This window comes from Pantoea piersonii, assembly GCF_003612015.1.
Lineage (GTDB): Bacteria > Pseudomonadota > Gammaproteobacteria > Enterobacterales > Enterobacteriaceae > Pantoea > Pantoea piersonii.
Genome location: NZ_RARB01000004.1, coordinates 52,567 through 71,325, shown reverse-complemented (window position 1 = coordinate 71,325; position 18,759 = coordinate 52,567). Strand labels below are relative to the sequence as shown.

At 59.5% G+C, this 18,759-nt stretch carries 16 protein-coding genes; 5 read left to right on the top strand and 11 right to left on the bottom strand.

What is annotated here, in order from left to right:
* Window position 1: 1 nt before the first annotated feature.
* Entirely contained in the window at window positions 2–733 is a 732-nt protein-coding gene (locus tag D7S44_RS12280; RefSeq protein ID WP_120455229.1) for a gluconate 2-dehydrogenase subunit 3 family protein, read from the bottom strand.
* Between the two features lie 297 nt (window positions 734–1,030).
* Here D7S44_RS12280 and sbmA point away from each other — a divergent pair, with 297 nt between their 5' ends.
* Window positions 1,031–2,272 (top strand): peptide antibiotic transporter SbmA, encoded by a 1,242-nt coding sequence (sbmA, locus tag D7S44_RS12275; RefSeq protein WP_120455228.1) that lies wholly within the window; start codon window positions 1,031–1,033, stop codon window positions 2,270–2,272.
* A gap of 63 nt (window positions 2,273–2,335) precedes the next feature.
* On the opposite strand, the gene D7S44_RS12270 is transcribed toward sbmA, so the two are convergent.
* The 4 genes from D7S44_RS12270 to D7S44_RS12255 form a co-directional block, all read right to left on the bottom strand.
* Window positions 2,336–3,973: a dihydroxyacetone kinase subunit DhaK gene (locus tag D7S44_RS12270; RefSeq protein WP_120455226.1), complete on the bottom strand. Its 1,638-nt coding sequence runs from the start codon at window positions 3,971–3,973 to the stop codon at window positions 2,336–2,338.
* A gap of 108 nt (window positions 3,974–4,081) precedes the next feature.
* On the bottom strand, window positions 4,082–5,110 hold the full coding sequence (gene yncE / locus D7S44_RS12265; protein ID WP_120455224.1) for a 7-bladed beta-propeller protein YncE: 1,029 nt from the start codon (window positions 5,108–5,110) through the stop codon (window positions 4,082–4,084).
* Between the two features lie 209 nt (window positions 5,111–5,319).
* A complete protein-coding gene (locus D7S44_RS12260) occupies window positions 5,320–5,529 on the bottom strand; it encodes a YdgH/BhsA/McbA family protein (protein WP_120455222.1) in 210 nt (69 codons plus the stop codon).
* Window positions 5,530–5,744: 215 nt separating this feature from the next.
* Entirely contained in the window at window positions 5,745–6,932 is a 1,188-nt protein-coding gene (locus tag D7S44_RS12255) for an MFS transporter (protein WP_120455220.1), read from the bottom strand.
* A gap of 105 nt (window positions 6,933–7,037) precedes the next feature.
* Here D7S44_RS12255 and D7S44_RS12250 point away from each other — a divergent pair, with 105 nt between their 5' ends.
* A complete protein-coding gene (locus D7S44_RS12250) occupies window positions 7,038–8,000 on the top strand; it encodes an AraC family transcriptional regulator (protein ID WP_120455219.1) in 963 nt (320 codons plus the stop codon).
* Here D7S44_RS12250 and D7S44_RS12245 read toward each other — a convergent pair.
* From D7S44_RS12245 to gltP, 3 genes are all read right to left on the bottom strand, one after another.
* Window positions 7,997–9,541 carry a methyl-accepting chemotaxis protein gene (locus D7S44_RS12245; RefSeq protein WP_120455217.1) on the bottom strand — a complete coding sequence of 515 codons (1,545 nt, stop codon included), beginning with the start codon at window positions 9,539–9,541 and terminating at the stop codon, window positions 7,997–7,999. The two genes, D7S44_RS12250 and D7S44_RS12245, sit on opposite strands and share 4 nt — an antisense overlap.
* Before the next feature lie 187 nt (window positions 9,542–9,728).
* Entirely contained in the window at window positions 9,729–10,628 is a 900-nt protein-coding gene (murQ, locus tag D7S44_RS12240) for an N-acetylmuramic acid 6-phosphate etherase (RefSeq protein WP_120455215.1), read from the bottom strand.
* Between the two features lie 262 nt (window positions 10,629–10,890).
* Entirely contained in the window at window positions 10,891–12,192 is a 1,302-nt protein-coding gene (gene gltP, locus D7S44_RS12235) for a glutamate/aspartate:proton symporter GltP (RefSeq protein WP_120455213.1), read from the bottom strand.
* A 550-nt stretch (window positions 12,193–12,742) separates the two neighbouring features.
* Between gltP and acs the strand changes: the two genes are divergently transcribed.
* The 3 genes from acs to actP all read left to right on the top strand — a co-directional run bounded on the left by acs (window position 12,743) and on the right by actP (window position 16,822).
* Window positions 12,743–14,698 (top strand): acetate--CoA ligase, encoded by a 1,956-nt coding sequence (gene acs, locus D7S44_RS12230; RefSeq protein ID WP_120455211.1) that lies wholly within the window; start codon window positions 12,743–12,745, stop codon window positions 14,696–14,698.
* A gap of 148 nt (window positions 14,699–14,846) precedes the next feature.
* Window positions 14,847–15,176, top strand: coding sequence for a DUF485 domain-containing protein (locus D7S44_RS12225; RefSeq protein ID WP_120455209.1), 330 nt, complete (start codon window positions 14,847–14,849; stop codon window positions 15,174–15,176).
* Window positions 15,173–16,822: a cation/acetate symporter ActP gene (actP, locus tag D7S44_RS12220; protein ID WP_120455207.1), complete on the top strand. Its 1,650-nt coding sequence runs from the start codon at window positions 15,173–15,175 to the stop codon at window positions 16,820–16,822. Before D7S44_RS12225 ends, actP begins: the two co-directional genes overlap by 4 nt.
* Before the next feature lie 67 nt (window positions 16,823–16,889).
* Here the strand turns inward: actP and D7S44_RS12215 are convergent, their stop codons facing one another.
* From D7S44_RS12215 to D7S44_RS12205, 3 genes are all read right to left on the bottom strand, one after another.
* The gene (locus tag D7S44_RS12215) at window positions 16,890–17,435 is read right to left on the bottom strand and encodes a YfaZ family outer membrane protein (protein WP_120455205.1); all 546 of its coding nucleotides are present in this window, start codon (window positions 17,433–17,435) and stop codon (window positions 16,890–16,892) included.
* 119 nt (window positions 17,436–17,554) lie between these two features.
* Entirely contained in the window at window positions 17,555–18,250 is a 696-nt protein-coding gene (locus D7S44_RS12210) for an LrgB family protein (protein WP_120455203.1), read from the bottom strand.
* The gene (locus D7S44_RS12205; protein ID WP_120455201.1) at window positions 18,243–18,668 is read right to left on the bottom strand and encodes a CidA/LrgA family protein; all 426 of its coding nucleotides are present in this window, start codon (window positions 18,666–18,668) and stop codon (window positions 18,243–18,245) included. The genes D7S44_RS12210 and D7S44_RS12205 overlap by 8 nt, the downstream gene beginning before the upstream one ends.
* Window positions 18,669–18,759: the final 91 nt, after the last annotated feature.

The window sequence follows — 18,759 nt, the reverse complement described above, 5'->3', positions numbered from 1 at the left end:
GTTACGCGCGCTCCCCGCGAATAGAAACTGACGGGAAGGGATAACGCTCGCCGCGTTCAACCCAGTCCATAAAGTCGGCGCGCGCGCCGGGAAAGCCGATCAGCTTCCAGCCCACCATATTCTGGTTGCCGCCGTGAATCGGGTCGCTAAAGAAGCCTTCGCGGGTATTCTGGATCAGGAAGGCGAAGAAGGTTTTCGCTGGCAGCTGGCGAAAATCGGCCTGGCCGCTCTCCATCGCCTGCAGCAGCGCATCCTGCTGCTCGCCGCTGAGATCGGCGAACACCTTGCCATGCTGACGCTTGCTGTAGTCGTCGGCGTCCGCCAGACCCAGACGGTAGATCTGCTGCGGCACCAGCGGCAGCTGATAGCCCAGCTCTTTAGGCAGATCCGGATTGAACGGTCCCTGCATATACCAGTTAGCGCCGGTGGCGTAAGGGGTATTCATCTGGCGGTCGATAAACTCCGGCACGCCCGCTTCCAGCGCGCCGGGGCCACGCTCGTCATTTGGGATCAGGCGTGCAACGGCTGCTTTGATAAAGGCGAACTCTTCTGCGGTAAACCAGCTCGGCTGATAGTCGCGCGCGGGTTGCGCAGCAGCGGGATCGGCGGCCTGTACCGCAGGCGCCACGCTGAAGCCCCCGACGACGGCGCTACCTGCCGCCATGGCGGGTGCCAGCGCAATGGTCTTTAACAGAAAATCCCTGCGTGTCTGGCCACGTTTTTGTTCTGACATGACATTGCCTCAGTACCGCTTATAATGCGGCATGAAAGTTAAACAGTTGCGTTGTAATGATTTTTTTATGCGGATTAAGGGTTACAGCAGCACTGTTACCGGTAACAGCGGGCGCTAGTGTAACACCGTTGTGGCGAAACATTTAGTTCGTCAAAACAAATTCGCACAAATTCATTAACATCTCGTCGGAATGCTTTACCTGACGTGGGCGAACGCTGTCACCTTCAGAAACAACACTCAGCAGACAAATAACGCTAAAAAACGTTATAAAAGGATGCATACAACAGCGGAGAGCCTATGTTTAAGTCTTTTTTCCCCCGGCCAGCGCTGTTTTTCAGCACGGCGGCGATCTGGAGCCTGATCGCGATTTTTGCCTGGTTCGGCTTTGCCGACGATCTGCCGTCACGCTGGTCAGCGCTACATGCTGCGATGCAGCAGCAGCTGCCGACCACGGCCGCGCGCTTTATCGCGCCCAGCCAGCTCTGGTTTTACAGCTATTACTGGATTGTCGTGGCGCTATTCGCCCTGGCCTGGCGCGCTATTGATAACCATCCGTGGCAGCGCTGGTCGGTCTGGGGCTCAGCACTGATTATTTTCGTCACCTGGTTCGGCGTACAGGTCGGCGTCGCGATTAACGCCTGGTACGGCCCGTTCTACGATCTGATTCAGCAGGCGCTGACTAAAGCGGGCTCAGTGCAGATAAACCGTTTTTACGCCGAAGTGATGGCCTTTCTCGGCATCGCGCTTATTGCCGTCGTCATCGGCGTGATGAACTCATTCTTTATCAGTCACTGGGTGTTCCGCTGGCGCACCGCGATGAACAACTACTACATGCATAACTGGCAGCGTCTGCGCGAGGTGGAAGGCGCGGCGCAGCGTGTGCAGGAAGACACCATGCGCTTCGCCAGTACGCTGGAGAGCTGGGGCGTGAGTTTTATTCAGGCGATTATGACGCTGGTGGCCTTTTTACCGGTGTTGATTAGCCTGTCGCACCACGTGAAAGACGTGCCGATTCTCGGCAATATTCCCTACGCGCTGGTGGTTGCGGCGCTGCTCTGGTCGCTCTTCGGCACAGCGCTGCTGGCGCTGGTGGGCATTAAGCTGCCGGGCCTGGAATTCCGCAATCAGCGGGTTGAAGCGGCTTACCGTAAAGAGCTGGTGTATGGCGAGGACGATCCCGATCGCGCGACGCCGCCGACAGTGCAGGCGCTGTTTAGCCGCGTGCGGGTTAACTACTTCCGCCTCTACTTTCACTATCTCTACTTTAATATCACCCGCATTCTCTATCTGCAGGTCGATAACGTTTTCGGTCTGTTTGTGCTGTTCCCGTCGATCGTGGCGGGCACCATTACGCTCGGTTTGCTGAACCAGATCACTAACGTGTTCGACCAGGTGCGCTCCTCGTTCCAGTATCTGATCACCTCCTGGTCGACGCTGGTGGAGCTGATGTCGATCTACAAACGTCTGCGCAGCTTTGAGCAAATCCTGCAGGATATTCCGCATCAGGAGATGATGCGCGAAGCGGCGGAAAACGAGTAGCGCGGCAGGATCCCGGCAGCAAAAGGTCCCGCGCAGCCGGTGCGCGGGACAGCGAGGAAAAGGTTAAACCAGCGCGGCGAAAACCCGCTCCACGGCGTACGCGCCAGGATCTTTCACCCCATCCAGCGTCTGCTGATTCAGGTAAGAGGAGCGCCCCGCTCTGGCGCTCTGCATCTGCGCCGTTGATTCAGCGCCCTGCGCCGCGGCCTCTGCCGCCTCCGCCAGGGTATTGCCCGCGACCAGCGCCTCCAGCGCCGGTTCCAGCGCATCGATCAGCGTGCGATGGCCAATCTGCGCGCCGCCGTAGTGCTTCATCTGCGCCAGCCCCTGCTGTAACGCCTCCGGCAGCGTGCCGCCCTGCGCCAGCTGCTGGCCCGCCGCGGTAAAGAGGATCGACATCAGCACGCCGCTCGACCCGCCCATCACCGTCGCCAGCTGTTCGCCCACCAGCGCGAACAGCGACGGCAGATCCGCCAGCGGCAGCTGCTGCGCCTCCAGCGCGCTTTTCACCTTGCGCGCGCCCGCGGCAAAGGTCGAGCCGGTATCGCCATCGCCAACTTTTGCGTCCAGCGCGTTCAGCTCAGCTTCAAGATCGATCAGCGTCTGCGCAACGCGGCTCACCACCCGCGCCGTCTGCTCATCCTGCGAAGGCGTAAACTCCAGCTTGCTGACCACGCGCTGGCTGCTCAGCGTCGTCACCTGCTCTACTGCATGGATCGGCGCCCAGCCCAGCACCTCAACCGGCGCTTTCAGCGCTTCAAGAAACGCCGCCTCGATCTGCAGCACCGTCAGCGAAAATCCTTTCATGTCCAGCGCGCTCACCAGCGTCGCCGGGCCGATCAGATGGCTGATTTGCGCCGCCAGCGGGCTTTTCAGCACCTCGCGCGTCACCAGCGCCAGCTCCAGCATAGAGAAGCCGCCGAGATTGTTGACCAGCAGCACCGCTCTGGTGCCGGAAGAGAGGCTGTTAGCCAGTTTCTCCGTCATGATACTGACCAGCTTTTCGCTGTTCTGTGTGTCCAGCGTAATGACGCCCGGCTCGCCGTGAATGCCCATGCCCAGCTCGCTCTCGCCCTCTTTAACGCGGTTGTCGCGCTTTTCGCCGGGAATATGACAGGTCGAGAAGGCGACGCCGATGCTCGCCGTACCCTTGATGGCACGCTGCGCCAGCGTTTTTACCTGCGCCAGCGACTGCCCCTGCTCTGCGGCATAACCGGCGATTTTATGGATCAGCGCGGTGCCTGCGATGCCGCGCGGCTGCGGGTTATCCGGCAGGGCGATATCGTCCTGCACCATTACCATCTCGACCTTATAGCCCTGCGCCCGCGCCTTCTCCGCCGCCAGGCCGAAATTGAGGCGGTCGCCGGTATAGTTTTTCACGATGAGCAAGCAGCCCGCGTCGCCGGTGACGTTAATGATGGCGCTCAGCACCGCGTCAACGCTGGGCGAGGCGAAAATATCGCCGCAGACTGCGGCGGTCAGCATCCCTTTGCCGACGAAGCCGGCATGGGCCGGCTCATGCCCTGAACCGCCGCCCGAAATCAGCGCCACCTTGCTTTTGTCCCAGTCGTTGCGCACCACGACCCGAATGTCGTCGCCTAAATCCAGGCGGCTGAGGTTGTGCCAGGGCGTGCTCAGCAGTACGCCCTCTATCGCTTCGTTGACCAGATTATTTTTTTCATTCATCAGGAACTGGCTCATTGCATCCTCTCCAATGGTGTTGATGCCGCCAGGCAGCGGCACGCTTTTAAAGGTAGCCGAAGAAATGCAAAGGGCGGCCCGCAGCCGCCCCTGAAACTAACAGTGAAATCAAAGCGCGATGCGCATCACGCTGTCTGGATCTTTCGGCGGCTCTTTGCGCGAGCCTGGCTGTTTGACGCTAACGAACAGCGTCCTGCCGTCGGCGGAAAGCGCCAGGCTGTTAGGCAGGCCCGGCGTTTTAACCCTGCGTTTTACCTGATAGCTGGCAGCGTCAATGATGCTTACCTCGCCCGCTTTGCGGTGCGTGACGTAAAGCGCATTGCTGTGGGGATTAAACAGCACCGCCAGCGACTCCGGAACGGCGATCGACTGGATCACCTTTTGATCGCGCAAATCGATGACCAGCACCTGCGGCTGCTTCGCGTCGCTGAGGAAGGCGCGCTGGCCCTGGGTATCGAGCGCGATATTCAGGAAGAAATGCGCGTTATCGCCGTCGATTTTCTGGCGTTTTTCAATGGCGTTGGTGCGGGTGTTGATGGTGACCAGCTCGCCATCACCGTTGGTAACATAGAGTTTCTGCCGCTCGCTGTCGACCGCCAGGCCGGTGCCCATTTTGCCGGTATTCGGCACCACGCTAATCAGCCGCAGCGTTTTGCCGTCCACCACCCAGACCACGCTTTGCGGGCCGATCCCGGTCACGTACACGCGGTCGGTTTTCACGTCGACGGCGATCTCGCGCGGCTGCAGCGGACGCACGTTTTCGCTGCGCTTGCGGCCATCCAGCACCAGCGTGTTGATAACCTTGCCGCTGGCGGCATCAATGGCGGTGAGCGCGCCGTTCAGGGTATTGCCGACGTAAAGCACGTTGGTTTGCGGATTAATGGCCGCGCCGAAACTTTTCAGCTCGGTAGGAAGGGTTTGCTTAACGGCCAGAGTCTGCGGATCGAGGCGGAATACCGCGCCGCCCGGCGCATCACTGCCCTGAGACGCGGCGAGAAAAAGCGCATTGTCGCTGGGGCTGAAGGCGAGTTCATAAGCGCCCTTACTGACGGGCTGGTTGAGTTCGTCTGCATGCGCCAGCATGCCGGAGGCGGAAAAGAGCGCGGTAGCGAGCAGCGCAAAGGATAAGGATTTCATGATCTCTCCATAGTAAAGATTCACCGCCGTCAGGCAGTGCTGGAAAGCTCACATTGCAAACCCTGCAAAAAGAGAAGCGGCCCTGAAGCCGTCAAAGATATGTTTTTTAGCAAATGATAAGGATTTAACGCCGAAAGGGAAGCGGTTTCCCGCGCTTACAACGCCGCCAGGACGCCCGAGGGCGTCCTGTCAGCAACAGCCGGTCAGACTTATTTCAGCAGTTCAGCAGTCATATGCACGCCGTTGTTGGTGTAGGCTTCGGTCACTTTATATGATGCGCCCGCGTCTTTCGCCTGCGCCGCGATTTTTGCTTCCGCGCCGTCCAGCGTCGAGTCGGTAGCGGTTACGCTCTGCGCGAAGCTGGTCAGCGGAAGAACAGAGAGAGCGATAACAGCAGCAAAAGTTTTGATGGTTTTCATGGTCAATTCCTTGGTAGATGTTTAGTAAGGTAAGGCGTTTCGCCTTGTTGATATGAATAATAGACCGAGGTTGATGCAGCGGATAGCGGAGATAATTGCCGTTCTTTATCAAATTTACTGACGATGAAAGCGCACAATTGGTGTAGCCGCGCCGCAAAAGGTTAACTCTCTGGGATAATAAAAAAGGGCAGCATATTTCGCTGCCCTTAAGCCTTTTAGCCGTGATGACGCACTCGGGTAAATATGGTGATGGAGGCGAGCAGCATCAGCACGCCGCTGGCGAGAAAGACGCCGCCTGCGCCCTGCAGATCGAACATCCAGCCGCCCGCCGCCGCGCCTGCGGTAATCGCCAGCTGGATGGTCGCCACCAGCAGACCGCCGCCCGATTCGGCATCGTCCGGCACCGCGCGCGAGATCCAGGTGGACCAGCCGGTCGGCATCGAACCAAAAGCGAGTCCCCACAACGCCACGCCCGCGGCGACCAGCCAGGAGACCTCGGCGAAACTCACCAGCAGCAGCGCGGTCGCGCTCATTACCAGCGCCATCACGCTCAGCGTCAGCGATACGCTGCGCGTCACCAGATAACCCGCCAGCGAGGTGCCGAAAAAGTTAGCCACGCCAAACGCCAGCAGCACCAGCGACAGCTGATTCAGGCTCAGCTGCGCGCTGCTCTCCAGGAAAGGACGCAGATAGGTAAAGAAGGCGAAGTGGCCGGTAAACATCATAATTACCGCCAGCATGCCCCAGCGCATCAGCCCGCTGCGCAGCAGATCGAGTACCCCGCCGCTACGCGCTTTGTTCTCTGGCGGCATGGCAGGCAGCGTAAAGCATTGCCAGATGAGCGCCAGCACGCCCAGGCCTGCGGTGAGCATAAAGATATTGCGCCAGCCGATCAGGCCGCCGAGATAGCTGCCGAGCGGCGCGGCGATGATGGTCGCCAGCGAAATCCCGCTGAAAACGATCGACAGCGCGCGCGGCACCTGAGCGCTCGGCACCAGGCGCATGGTAATCGCGGTCGAGAGCGTCCAGAAACCGCCAATCGCCATACCAAGCAGCACGCGCGCCAGCAGGATCAGCGTCAGATTACTCGCCAGCGCCACCAGCAGTGCCGAGGCGACCAGCAACAGCGTAAAGGCCAGCATCACCACGCGACGATCCAGCCGCCGCGTTACGCTGCCCACCACCAGGCTGGTCAGTAACGCCACCAGCGCGGTCACCGTCACCGTCTGGCCCGCCTGCCCTTCCGACACCTGCAGCGAAGCCGCGATCGGCGTCAGCAGGCTAACCGGCAGAAACTCGGCGGTGATTAACCCGAATACGCCAAACGCCATTGAAAACACCGCGCCCCAGGCGGGACGCGCGGGGACGGAAACCTCATCAGCCACTTCTGTGCTCAGACTCATGTAGCTTCTCCAGAGAAAAAATGATTAAGGCTGGAGCATAGAGATTGCGGGCAAGACGATCTATGATGACGACACCTTCATTATTGATAATTCGTCTGGAATGCCATGAGCCATTATGAAGATCTGACCAGCGAGCTGCTGATGGGAATGCGGCTGCACGGCGTGACCTATCAACGCATTCAGCTCGCCGCGCCCTTCGGGCTGCGCTATGAGCAGGCGCCAGGCCGCGCGCAGTTTCACTTTGTCGGACGCGGGCCGCTGCTGGTGCGTGGCGCGTCGGGTGCGATTTTCACCCTGAATACCGGTGACGCGCTGCTGATCCCGCATGGCAAACCGCACAGCCTGCTCTCGTCACCCGACGCCGCCAGCGAAAACATCGCCGCCTTCGTCAGCAAGCCGATCTGCGACAGCGTGTGCGCCATCGGCGCGCCCGCCGACGCCTGCGACGATGAGGAGAGCGTGATTTTATTCAGCGCCTGCATGAAATTCGAGCTGGGCGGCATGCAGCCGTTGATCAACACCATGCCGGATATCATGCTGGTCAGCACGCTGCTGTCGAAGTACCCGGAGATCCAGCCCATTCTCGACGCGATGGAGCGCGAGTCGCGCACGCGGCACGCCGGGTTCGCCGGTATCCTGTCGCGGCTGGCGGACGTGGTGGCGGCGCTGATCGTACGCGGCTGGGTAGAGAATGGCTGCGGTCAGGGCAGCGGGCTGGTGCAGGCGATGCGCGATCCGCGTCTGAGCAAAGCGATCGCCGCGATGCACCGCGAGCCAGGAGAGAGCTGGACGGTTGAAAGACTGGCGCGGGTGGCGGGCTGCTCGCGTTCGGTATTTGCCGAGCGCTTTCAGAACGCCACGACCATGACGCCGCTGCGCTACCTGACCGAACTGCGTATGCGGCTGGCGGTGCAGCGCATCGTCAATAACGGCGAGGCGGTGGAGGTAGTGGCGTTCCAGCTCGGTTACGGCTCGCTGGCGGCCTTTAGCCGCGCCTTTAAGCGTATTGTCGGCCAGCCGCCCGGCGCGCTGCGCGCCGGACGAGATGAGAGCCGCGTCGCCTCTTAGCGGAAGACGCTGATAGCTTCCACCAGTCGGTTAGCCTGATGCGTCATACGACCCGACGCCTCCGCGCTCTCCTGCACCCGTGCCGCGTTGCGGTGGGTAATATCGTCGAGATCCTCGACCGCCGTAGAGATTTCGCCCAGCGCGGTGGACTGCTCGGCGGTGGCGGCGCTGATCTGCGCAATCAGTGAAGAGACGTTCTGCACCTGCGCGACAATATCCTGCATGGTGCGGCCCGCCGCGTCGGCATGATTGCTGCCAAGCTGGACGCGGCTGGCGCTGGTTTCCACCAGGCTTTTAATTTCGCTGGCGGCCTTCGCGCTGCGCTGCGCCAGGCTGCGCACTTCTCCTGCCACCACCGCAAAGCCTTTGCCCTGTTCGCCCGCGCGCGCCGCTTCCACCGCGGCATTAAGCGCGAGGATATTTGTCTGGAAGGCGATGCCGTCGATTACGCTGGTGATATTGGCGATGCGCTGCGAGCTTTCGGCGATTTCCGCCATCATGCTCACCATCTCCTGCATGACTTCGCCGCCCTTGCTCGCCGCCTGGCTGGTATGCGCCGAGAGCGTATTAACCTCGCCCGCCGTTTCGGTGTTGCTCTTCACCGTGGCGGTCATTTCATTCATGGTGGCGGCGGTCTGCTGCACATTGGCGGCCGCCTGTTCGGTACGACGGCTCAGCTCGTTGTTGCTGTTAGCGATAGCGTCACTGGCGCTGAGGACGTTAATCGCCTGACCGCTAACGTCATCCACCAGCCAGCGAAACATCAGGCCGAGCTGGCCGACGGCGCGCAGCGTCATTCCGACTTCATCAACGCGCTCCATCTCTTCGACCTTATGGCTGGCACCGGTCGCCACGCTTAGCGCCTGCTGGCAAATACGTTCAACAGGCCGCGAAATTTGCTGTTCCATCCACAGGCTGGTCAGCAGCAGCAGGATCGCCATGCCGCCGGTAAAGCAGCCGAGCGACGCGGGCGTCATGCCGAGCAGCGCGGCGCTGAGCGCCGCCAGCGGCAGCAGCGTCATCAGCGGCAGGTGAATACGCCAGCGCAGCGGCAGCGTTTTCAGCAGCGAGCCGACGCGTCGCCAGCCGGTACGCACAATCAGCCCTTTATGGAAGCGGCGTCCCTTTGCCCGCCCTTCGCGGAAATCACGATAGAGCGCCTCGGTGGCGCGAATTTCCGCCTCGCCGGGCTTGGTGCGCACCGACATAAACCCCTGCACTTTGCCGTCGCGCACGACCGGCACCGCATTGGCGCGCACCCAGTAATGATCGCCGTTTTTACGGCGGTTTTTGACCAGCGCCGACCAGGGCTCGCCCTGCTTCAGCGTCGCCCACATATCGGCAAACGCCTCTGGCGGCATATCGGGGTGGCGCACCATATTGTGCGGCTGTCCGTTGACCTCTTCCGGCGTAAAACCGCTGACTTCAATAAAGGCGTCGTTGGCGTAGGTGATATAGCTGTTGATATCGGTGGTCGACATTAATGTCGCCTGGTCGTCAAACACGAATTCGCGCTGAGTGACTGGCTGGTTATTGCGCATGGCGGGTCCTTGAAAGAGCTGCTGAGAGTAAGGTGATTATCAGTTATGTTTTTTTATCTTTTCGGCAGCAAAAGACCCTGGCTTTAGTGGCAGCAATTAATTTTCCCCGCTAAAAAAGCGGACTGGCGAGCAATTAACCCGCCAGCAGGGTACATATAATCGTTTAGCTCTTTTTAATAATCGATCCTCAGCCTTGTAAGGCCCGACGGATAAAACCCTGGTGCCTGGCGAGCAGCGTGCGAGCTTCGGCGGCGTCGATACCGGCCAGCAGCATCAGGATGGCGGTTTTGCAGTGGCCGCCGCAGGCCGCCAGCGCGTGACTGGCGCTCGCCTCGTCGCAGTCGGTGGCCTGCATAACGATATTGATCTGTCGCTGCACCAGCTTCTGGTTGGTGGCTTCCACGTCGACCATCAGGTTGCCGTAGACTTTGCCGCTGCGGATCATCGCGCCGGTAGTCAGCATATTGAGCACCAGCTTCTGGGCGGTGCCCGCTTTCATACGCGAGGAGCCGGTAACCACCTCCGGGCCGACCACCGGCGTGAGCGCAATCTCCGCCGCCTGCGCCATGGCGCTGTTGGGGTTGCAGGTCAGCGCCGCCGTGGTGGCGCCAAGCGAACGGGCATACTCCAGCGCGCCCTGCACATAGGGCGTGCGGCCGCTGGCGGCGATGCCCACCAGCACATCTTTCGCGCTGAACTGGATGTCGCGCAGATCCTGCGCGCCCTGCTCGCGGTTATCCTCTGCGTTTTCCACCGCCTGGAGTATCGCCTTATGACCGCCCGCAATCAGCCCCACCACCTGGCCGCGCGGCGTGCCGAAGGTGGGCGGGCATTCGCTGGCGTCGAGAATGCCAAGACGGCCGGAAGTGCCTGCCCCGCTGTAGATCAGCCGACCGCCCTGTGCGAAAGCGGCAACGATGGCGTCAACCGCCTGCGCAATCTGCGGCACTATCGCTTCGACTGCCAGCGCCACCTTTTTATCTTCGTTATTAATCACGCGCAGCATCGCGTCGGTAGAGAGTTCGTCAATGTTCTGACTGGCCGGGTTGCGGCCTTCGGTAATGAGCTGGCTGAGGTCGATAGTCATGGGGCATGCTCCGGGAAAGAGTTGATTCAGGCCCGTTTTTATCATACTTGCAGGATAAAAAAAGGGTTCAGACGCTGTCTGAACCCTACGTTGGTTAGCAAGGCGCTAACGCGAGAGAGAGGAGCCGATCGCAAAGACGCAAAAAGCGCTATCCCTGGCAGCTCGTCCCGCAACATCCATGTTGCGGGACGCTTTGCTCTGCGGCCCTTCTCTCCCGCTTGTCGGCTTTAGATGCCGCCTGATGGTCAGGGCAAAAGAAGGGCTAGTTCGCCGTTTGCGTACGCAGCGTCAGCTCGTACGCTTTCGCCTGCTCGGCGTCGAACTGATTCTCCCAGCGGGCGATAACCAGCACCGCCAGCGCATTGCCAATAACGTTGAGCGCGGTGCGCGCCATATCCATGATGCGGTCGACGCCCGCGATAAAGGCCAGCCCTTCCAGCGGAATGCCGACGCTGCCCAGCGTCGCCAGCAGCACCACAAAGGATACGCCCGGCACGCCCGCGATACCTTTCGACGTCACCATCAGCGTCAGCACCAGGATAATCTCATCGGTCAGCGACAGGTCTATGCCGTAAAGCTGCGCGATAAAGATAGCGGCGATACTCTGATAGAGCGTTGAACCATCCAGGTTAAACGAGTAGCCGGTCGGCACCACAAAGCTGGTGATCGCCTTCGGCGCGCCGTAGGCCTCCATCTTCTGCATAATGCGCGGCAGGACGGTTTCCGAACTGGAGGTTGAGTAGGAGAGGATCAGCTCATCTTTCAGGATGCGCATCAGGGTCGTGATGCGCAGCTTGCAGAAGCGCGCCACGCCGCCGAGAACCACGAAAGCGAAGAAGAGAATCGCGGCATACACCAGCAGCACCAGCTTCGCCAGCGGCCACAGCGAGGCGAAACCAAAGTTGGCGATAGTCACAGCGATCAGCGCAAAGACGCCTACCGGCGCGTAACGCATGATCATATGCGTCACCTTAAACATGGTTTCCGACACGCTGCGGAAAATGTTTACCAGCGGATCGCGCTGCTCCGACGGCAGCGCCGACAGGCCCATGCCGAACAGCACCGAGAAGAAGATAATCGGCAGCATGTCGCCCTTCACCAGCGAGGCGAAAATATTCTGCGGGATCAGCGACAGAATAGTGGCGACCAGGCTGTGCGGCCCGTTCTGCACCGCTTCGGTCGTGGCTTCATACTTAGAGATATCCACCGTTGCCAGCGTTGACATATCAATGCCGGTGCCGGGTTGAAACACGTTAGCCAGCGTAATGCCGACCACAATGGCAAGGGTGGTGATCACTTCAAAATAGACGATGGTTTTGACACCAATACGTCCCAGTTTCTTCGCATCGCCTACGCCGGCAATGCCGACAATCAACGATGAAATCACGATAGGCACAACGATCATCTTGATCAGGTGAATAAAGATGTCGCCCGCCGGGCTGAGAATGTTGGTGATTAACCATTCACGATCGTCTGGCTGATTATGCAGCACTGAACCAGCGATGATGCCGAGCACCAGTGCAATCAGAATCTGCCAGGCCAGGCTTATTTTAAAACCTTTCATAACGCGTTATTTCCTCAGTCAAAACCCCTATTGCTACGCTGCGAAGGTGCAGAGAAGGATACACACAGGGAAGTGAGCAAAAGCCCGGTAAATTAGAGGGTTATTGAGGACAGCGTCCTCTACGAAAATGCGAAAATTCCCGTACTTTTTTCAGACGCCGTCTGGTTGAGTCCTGCTGAGCAGGGGCGAGATAAGTACCATTTTCACTGTGGTAAATGCAACCCCTGGCGTCTTCGGTTAAAGATTAGCCACTCTTATAGCATAAAATGCTGTTTAGTTATCAAAACCCTAACTTGCTGTTCTGAAAAGTAATAGTTCTCACACTGCGCGCATAGCTATGCAGCGTTGCGCAAAATAGCGGCGGGTTTGTTTGCTGCATTTTTCACCAGGCGGACAGGGGTATAACGGAGAATGTTCACGCGATTTTGCAAAGGATTACACGCTTGTGTCTGCTCTCGTGATCTGTGGCGCAAAAAAGAAACAAAGCGATGGCGTAGGCTTCACTTAACCTTTGATTGACATATTATTAACATCTTCAAGGAGATCCGCCATGAGCCAACAACATAAACACCCGATACCCGCCAGCATTGCTGCGAATGCGCTGATTACTGCCGAGCAGTATCAGACAATGTATCAGCAATCCGTCAGCGACCCGGATGCGTTCTGGGGCGAGCAGGGAAAAATTCTCGACTGGATCAAGCCCTACAGCAAAGTGAAAAACAGCTCTTTCGCGCCGGGCAATATTTCTATTCGCTGGTATGAAGACGGCACGCTTAATCTGGCGGCCAACTGCCTCGATCGTCATCTGGAAAAGCGCGGCGATCATCCCGCCATTATCTGGGAAGGCGACGACGCCAGCGAAAGCAAAACCCTGACCTTCCGCCAGCTGCATAACCAGGTGTGCCGTTTCGCCAACGTGCTGCTGTCGCTGGGGGTGAAAAAAGGCGACGTGGTGGCGATCTATATGCCGATGGTGCCGGAAGCGGCGGTCGCGATGCTGGCCTGCGCGCGTATCGGCGCGGTGCACTCGGTGATTTTTGGTGGCTTCTCGCCGGAAGCGGTCGCAGGACGCGTGGTGGACTCCAGCGCCAGGCTGGTGATTACCGCCGATGAAGGGGTACGCGCCGGACGTCCCATTCCGCTGAAGAAAAACGTCGATGAAGCGCTGAAAAACCCCGGCGTGAACAGCGTGAAAAACGTGGTGGTGCTGAAACGCACCGGCCAGCAGATTGACTGGCAGGATGGCCGCGATCTCTGGTGGGCTGACTTAATGGATAAAGCGAGCGAGCAGCACGCGCCCGCCGAGATGCAGGCTGAAGATCCGCTCTTTATCCTCTATACCTCCGGCTCGACCGGCAAGCCGAAAGGGGTGCTGCACACCACCGGCGGCTATCTGGTTTATGTGGCGACCACCTTCAAATACGTTTTCGATTACCATCCGGAAGATGTCTACTGGTGTACCGCAGATGTCGGCTGGGTAACAGGCCACAGCTATCTGCTCTACGGGCCGCTGGCGTGCGGCGCGACGACGCTGATGTTTGAAGGCGTGCCGAACTGGCCGAAGCCGAGCCGCATGGCGGAAGTGGTGGACAAGCATAAAGTCACGCTGCTCTACACCGCGCCGACGGCGATCCGCGCTCTGATGGCGGAAGGCGATAAAGCGATTGCCGGCACCAGTCGTAAAAGCCTGCGCATTATGGGCTCAGTGGGCGAACCGATAAACCCGGAAGCCTGGGAGTGGTACTACAACAAGATTGGCGACGGCCGCTGTCCCATTGTCGATACCTGGTGGCAGACAGAAACCGGCGGCTTTATGATCACGCCGCTGCCGGGCGCTACCGAGCTAAAAGCGGGCTCCGCGACCAAACCTTTCTTCGGCGTACAGCCCGCGCTGATGGATAACGAAGGCAATCCTCAGGAGGGCGCGGCCGAGGGCAACCTGGTGATCACCGACTCCTGGCCGGGCCAGGCGCGTACCCTGTTCGGCGATCATGAGCGTTTCGAGCAGACCTACTTCTCTACCTTTAAAAACTGCTATTTCAGCGGCGACGGCGCGCGCCGCGACGAAGATGGCTACTACTGGATCACCGGCCGCGTTGATGACGTGCTTAACGTCTCCGGCCACCGCCTCGGCACCGCTGAGATCGAGTCCGCGCTGGTTTCCCATCCAAAAATCGCCGAAGCGGCGGTGGTGGGCATCCCGCACAGCATTAAAGGCCAGGCGATCTACGCCTATATCACGCTGAACCACGGCGAAGAACCCTCGCCGGAGCTCTACAGCGAGGTGCGCAGCTGGGTACGTAAAGAGATTGGCCCGATCGCTACGCCCGATATTCTGCACTGGACCGATTCGCTGCCGAAAACCCGCTCCGGCAAAATTATGCGCCGTATTCTGCGCAAGATCGCCGCGGGCGATACCAGCAATCTGGGCGATACCTCAACGCTGGCCGATCCCGGCGTAGTGGACAAACTGCTGGAGGAGAAGCAGTCGATTCGAATGCCTTAAATACCTTTACTTCCCGGCGGGAACTCTCTTCTTCCCGCCCCCCTTTCCTTACGCAGTGTGTTTCTGAAGTCACATAAAAATAATTGACCGGGCCTTTCTCGCGCATCGACGTGAGGCTGCCGCCTGCATAACCTCTGGAGAAACTGTGATGAACGACGCCCTTTCTACTCAGGAGGCGCTCAATCAACGGATTGAACGTCATCCACGCTTTCAGGAGCTGGTACATAAACGCCAGCGGTTTGCCCTGATTCTGTCGCTAATTATGCTGGTGCTTTACGTCGGCTTTATTCTGCTGATCGCTTTTGCGCCCGGCTGGCTTGGCACGCCGCTGCACGCAGGCACCAGCGTCACGCGCGGCATTCCCATTGGCGTGGGACTGATTGTTATTTCCTTCGTGCTGACCGGCGTTTATGTCTGGCGCGCCAACGGCGAGTTCGATCGCCTGACGAAGCAGATCCTCAGCGAGGTGACACCATGAAACGTCTTTCTCTCTGGCTGCTGGCGCTGCTGCCTGCCTCCGCGCTGGCGGACGCCCTGACCGGCGCGGTACAGAAGCAGCCTACTAACTATCAGGCGATTATCATGTTTGTGGTTTTCGTCGCCGCTACGCTGGGCATTACCTGGTGGGCATCGAAACGCACCCGCTCGCGCAGCGACTACTATACGGCGGGGGGCAATATTACCGGCTTCCAGAACGGGCTGGCGATGGCAGGCGACTTTATGTCCGCCGCCTCCTTTTTGGGCATCTCCGCGCTGGTGTACACCTCCGGCTACGACGGCCTGATCTATTCGCTGGGTTTCCTGGTGGGCTGGCCGATGATCCTGTTTCTTATCGCCGAGCGCCTGCGCAACCTTGGCCGCTACACCTTCGCCGACGTCGCCTCCTACCGCCTTCAGCAGAAGCCGATCCGCACCCTCTCCGCCTGCGGCTCGCTGGTGGTGGTGGCGCTCTACCTGATTGCGCAGATGGTGGGCGCAGGCAAGCTGATCCAGCTGCTGTTCGGCCTCGACTATCATGTCGCTGTGGTGCTGGTCGGCATTCTGATGGTGCTCTACGTGCTGTTCGGCGGCATGCTGGCGACTACCTGGGTGCAGATTATCAAAGCGGTGCTGCTGCTGTTCGGCGCCACTTTTATGGCGGTTATGGTGATGAAGGCCGTCGGCTTTAGCTTCAATAACCTCTTTACCCAGGCGATGGCGGTCCATCCGAAAGGCGCGGCCATTATGCAGCCGGGCGGGCTGGTGAAGGATCCTGTCTCCGCGCTCTCGCTCGGGCTGGGGCTGATGTTCGGTACCGCTGGCTTGCCGCATATCCTGATGCGCTTCTTTACCGTGGCGGATGCACGCGAAGCGCGTAAAAGCGTCTTCTGGGCCACCGGCTTTATGGGCTACTTCTACTTCCTAACCTTTATTATCGGTTTCGGCGCGATTCTGCTGGTGGGCGCCAATCCCGCCTTTAAGGACGCCAGCGGCGCGCTGATCGGCGGCACTAACATGGCGGCGGTGCATCTGGCGAATGCGGTCGGCGGCAGCACCTTCCTCGGCTTTATCTCCGCCGTGGCCTTCGCCACTATCCTGGCGGTGGTGGCGGGCCTGACGCTGGCGGGCGCGTCGGCGGTGTCGCACGATCTCTACGCCAGCGTGATCCGCAAAGGACAGGCGACCGAGCGCGAAGAGCTGCGCGTGTCGAAGATTACCGTGCTGGTGCTGGGCGTAGTGGCGATTGCGCTGGGTATTCTGTTTGAGAAGCAGAACATCGCTTTTATGGTCGGCCTCGCCTTCTCTATCGCCGCCAGCTGTAACTTCCCGATTATCCTGCTGTCGATGTACTGGTCGAAGCTGACCACGCGCGGCGCAATGATCGGCGGCTGGCTCGGGCTGATCACCGCGGTAGTGCTGATGATCCTTGGCCCGACGGTCTGGGTACAGGTGCTGGGCCACGCGTCGCCGGTTTATCCTTATGAGTATCCGGCGCTCTTCTCGATGATCGTCGCCTTTGTCGGCACCTGGCTCTTCTCCGTAACTGATCATTCGCCGCAGGGCGCGCAGGAGCGCGGCCGCTTCCGGGCGCAGTTTATTCGCTCGCAGACCGGCATCGGGATTTCGCAGGGCAAATCGCACTAACTTTACGCTGTACTACACAATAAAAAAGGCGGCTCATCAGCCGCCTTTCTCTTTTCTCTGAACCCAATCAGAAGCGCAGTGAAGCGCCGACGTACGGGCCATCGACCAGCACGTTATCTTTACGGCCGCCTTTATTGTTCAGCTCGATATACTGATAACCCACGCGCAGGTTAACCAGGGAGATCGGGGTGAAGCTCAGGCCGCCAGCGGCTTCCTGATAGCTGTCGAGATGGTCGGTCAGACCTTCCGGCGCGTAGTAGTATTCGCCGTACAGGCCCCACATATTGTTGAAGCTGTACTGTGCGCCGCCGCCCAGCGCCACGGCGAAGCCATTTTTACCATCTTCCGGATGGGTGAAAATGGTCTTGGCGGTCGGCGCCAGACGCAGTCCGCCGATATCGACGTTGTAACCCAGTCCCAGACCGTAAGTGCTGCCGTCGTGATCGCTGCGCAGCCAGTTGCCTTTAAGGAACAGGCCCGGCGAGGTGGTGCCCAGACCGACGTTCAGATTAGTGTTGTGCTCGCCAACATCCACGCTGCCTTCGATAGCCTGCGCCGCGCCGCTCAGCAGCACCAGACCCAATGCGCTCCCGGTAACAAGTTGCTTAAACATGATTCCACTCCGTGAAAGGACAATAATTTCGGCGCAAAGGTTAACAGCCTGAAATCCTCTGACAACTCTATTTGGCAACCTTTACGTAAACAGACATGTCGTCAGCGCGCGGTCGTTCTTCAGACGCTCCACATCAGCTGGCCGATAAGCGGCGCCAGCACCACCGTCACCACGCCGGAAAGCATCATTACCAGACTGGCGACGACGCCCTCCTGCTCGCCGAGCTGATAAGCGCGCGCCGTGCCTGCGCCGTGCGACGCCGCACCGAATCCCGCCCCTTTCGCCACGCCCTGGCGAATGGCGATGCGCAGGAACAGGACGTCCCCGACCGCCATGCCGAACACGCCGGTAATAACGACAAACAGCGCCACCAGATCCGGCTGGCCACCGATGGGCTTCGCAGCCGCCAGCGCGAACGGCGTGGTAATGGAGCGCACCGCCAGGCTGCGCTGGATCGACTCGGGCAGCGTCAGCAGCCGCGCCAGCCAGACTGAGCTGCACACCGCGACCAGCGTAGCGGTCAGCACCCCCGCGCTCAGTGAGAGCCAGTGGCGACGAATAATCGCCATGTTTTCATACACCGGCACGGCAAAGGCCAGCGTCGCCGGGCCAAGCAGCCAGAGCAGCCAGTGGCTTTCGGCAATATAGTCCTGCCAGGAGACGTGCGTAATAAGCAGCAGCCCGACCAGCAGCAAGGGAGTCGCCACCAGCGGCATTAGCAGCAGCGTGCGCCAGCGGCGATAAAGACGTTTATTGAGAAAGTAGATCAGCAGCGTGACCGCCAGGCAGAGCAGGCTAAGGATAAAATCACGCATCGCGTTGCTGCCTGCGCGCCGCGCGCGCCACTTCATAGCGATAGAGACGATCGACCACCAGCGCAGTGGAAGCCAGCACCAGCAAAGTGCTCAGCGCGATCACCACGCAGATACGCCAGCCGTCGACGCGCAGCAGATCGCCGTAGTTCACCACCGCGACTACCGCCGGAATAAAAAACAGCAGCATCTCCGCCAGCAGCCAGCGCGAACCCGCTTTCACCCAGCGCAGCGGCAGCACGCGCGTGACGATAAGCGCCAGCAGCAGCAGCATACCGACGATATTGGCGGGCAGCGGCAGGTGCAGCCAGCTCACCAGGCGATCGCAGGCGATAAACATGCCCACATACAGCAGCAGCTGTAGCGGCAACCAGAGTCGTTGCAGCCTGCCCGTTCTTTGCGGGCTGAGCGCTAACGCCATTTTCTTCTCTCCTCTAATGCAATCCGGCGCTTAGTATAAATCCGCAACAGAAGGTGAAAAAAATGAATTAAAATCATTCCAGTCATGCCAA

Bases quoted from the DNA above. Each gene is read 5' to 3' on its own strand.
- gltP (WP_120455213.1), bottom strand. From the start codon at position 12,192: ATGAAAGGTTTTAAAATAAGCCTGGCCTGGCAGATTCTGATTGCACTG.
- actP (WP_120455207.1), top strand. From the start codon at position 15,173: ATGAAACGTCTTTCTCTCTGGCTGCTGGCGCTGCTGCCTGCCTCCGCG.
- acs (WP_120455211.1), top strand. From the start codon at position 12,743: ATGAGCCAACAACATAAACACCCGATACCCGCCAGCATTGCTGCGAAT.
- D7S44_RS12280 (WP_120455229.1), bottom strand. From the start codon at position 733: ATGTCAGAACAAAAACGTGGCCAGACACGCAGGGATTTTCTGTTAAAG.
- sbmA (WP_120455228.1), top strand. From the start codon at position 1,031: ATGTTTAAGTCTTTTTTCCCCCGGCCAGCGCTGTTTTTCAGCACGGCG.
- murQ (WP_120455215.1), bottom strand. From the start codon at position 10,628: ATGACTATCGACCTCAGCCAGCTCATTACCGAAGGCCGCAACCCGGCC.
- D7S44_RS12270 (WP_120455226.1), bottom strand. From the start codon at position 3,973: ATGAGCCAGTTCCTGATGAATGAAAAAAATAATCTGGTCAACGAAGCG.
- yncE (WP_120455224.1), bottom strand. From the start codon at position 5,110: ATGAAATCCTTATCCTTTGCGCTGCTCGCTACCGCGCTCTTTTCCGCC.
- D7S44_RS12260 (WP_120455222.1), bottom strand. From the start codon at position 5,529: ATGAAAACCATCAAAACTTTTGCTGCTGTTATCGCTCTCTCTGTTCTT.
- D7S44_RS12215 (WP_120455205.1), bottom strand. From the start codon at position 17,435: ATGTTTAAGCAACTTGTTACCGGGAGCGCATTGGGTCTGGTGCTGCTG.
- D7S44_RS12255 (WP_120455220.1), bottom strand. From the start codon at position 6,932: ATGAGTCTGAGCACAGAAGTGGCTGATGAGGTTTCCGTCCCCGCGCGT.
- D7S44_RS12245 (WP_120455217.1), bottom strand. From the start codon at position 9,541: ATGCGCAATAACCAGCCAGTCACTCAGCGCGAATTCGTGTTTGACGAC.
- D7S44_RS12205 (WP_120455201.1), bottom strand. From the start codon at position 18,668: ATGGCGTTAGCGCTCAGCCCGCAAAGAACGGGCAGGCTGCAACGACTC.
- D7S44_RS12225 (WP_120455209.1), top strand. From the start codon at position 14,847: ATGAACGACGCCCTTTCTACTCAGGAGGCGCTCAATCAACGGATTGAA.
- D7S44_RS12210 (WP_120455203.1), bottom strand. From the start codon at position 18,250: ATGCGTGATTTTATCCTTAGCCTGCTCTGCCTGGCGGTCACGCTGCTG.
- D7S44_RS12250 (WP_120455219.1), top strand. From the start codon at position 7,038: ATGAGCCATTATGAAGATCTGACCAGCGAGCTGCTGATGGGAATGCGG.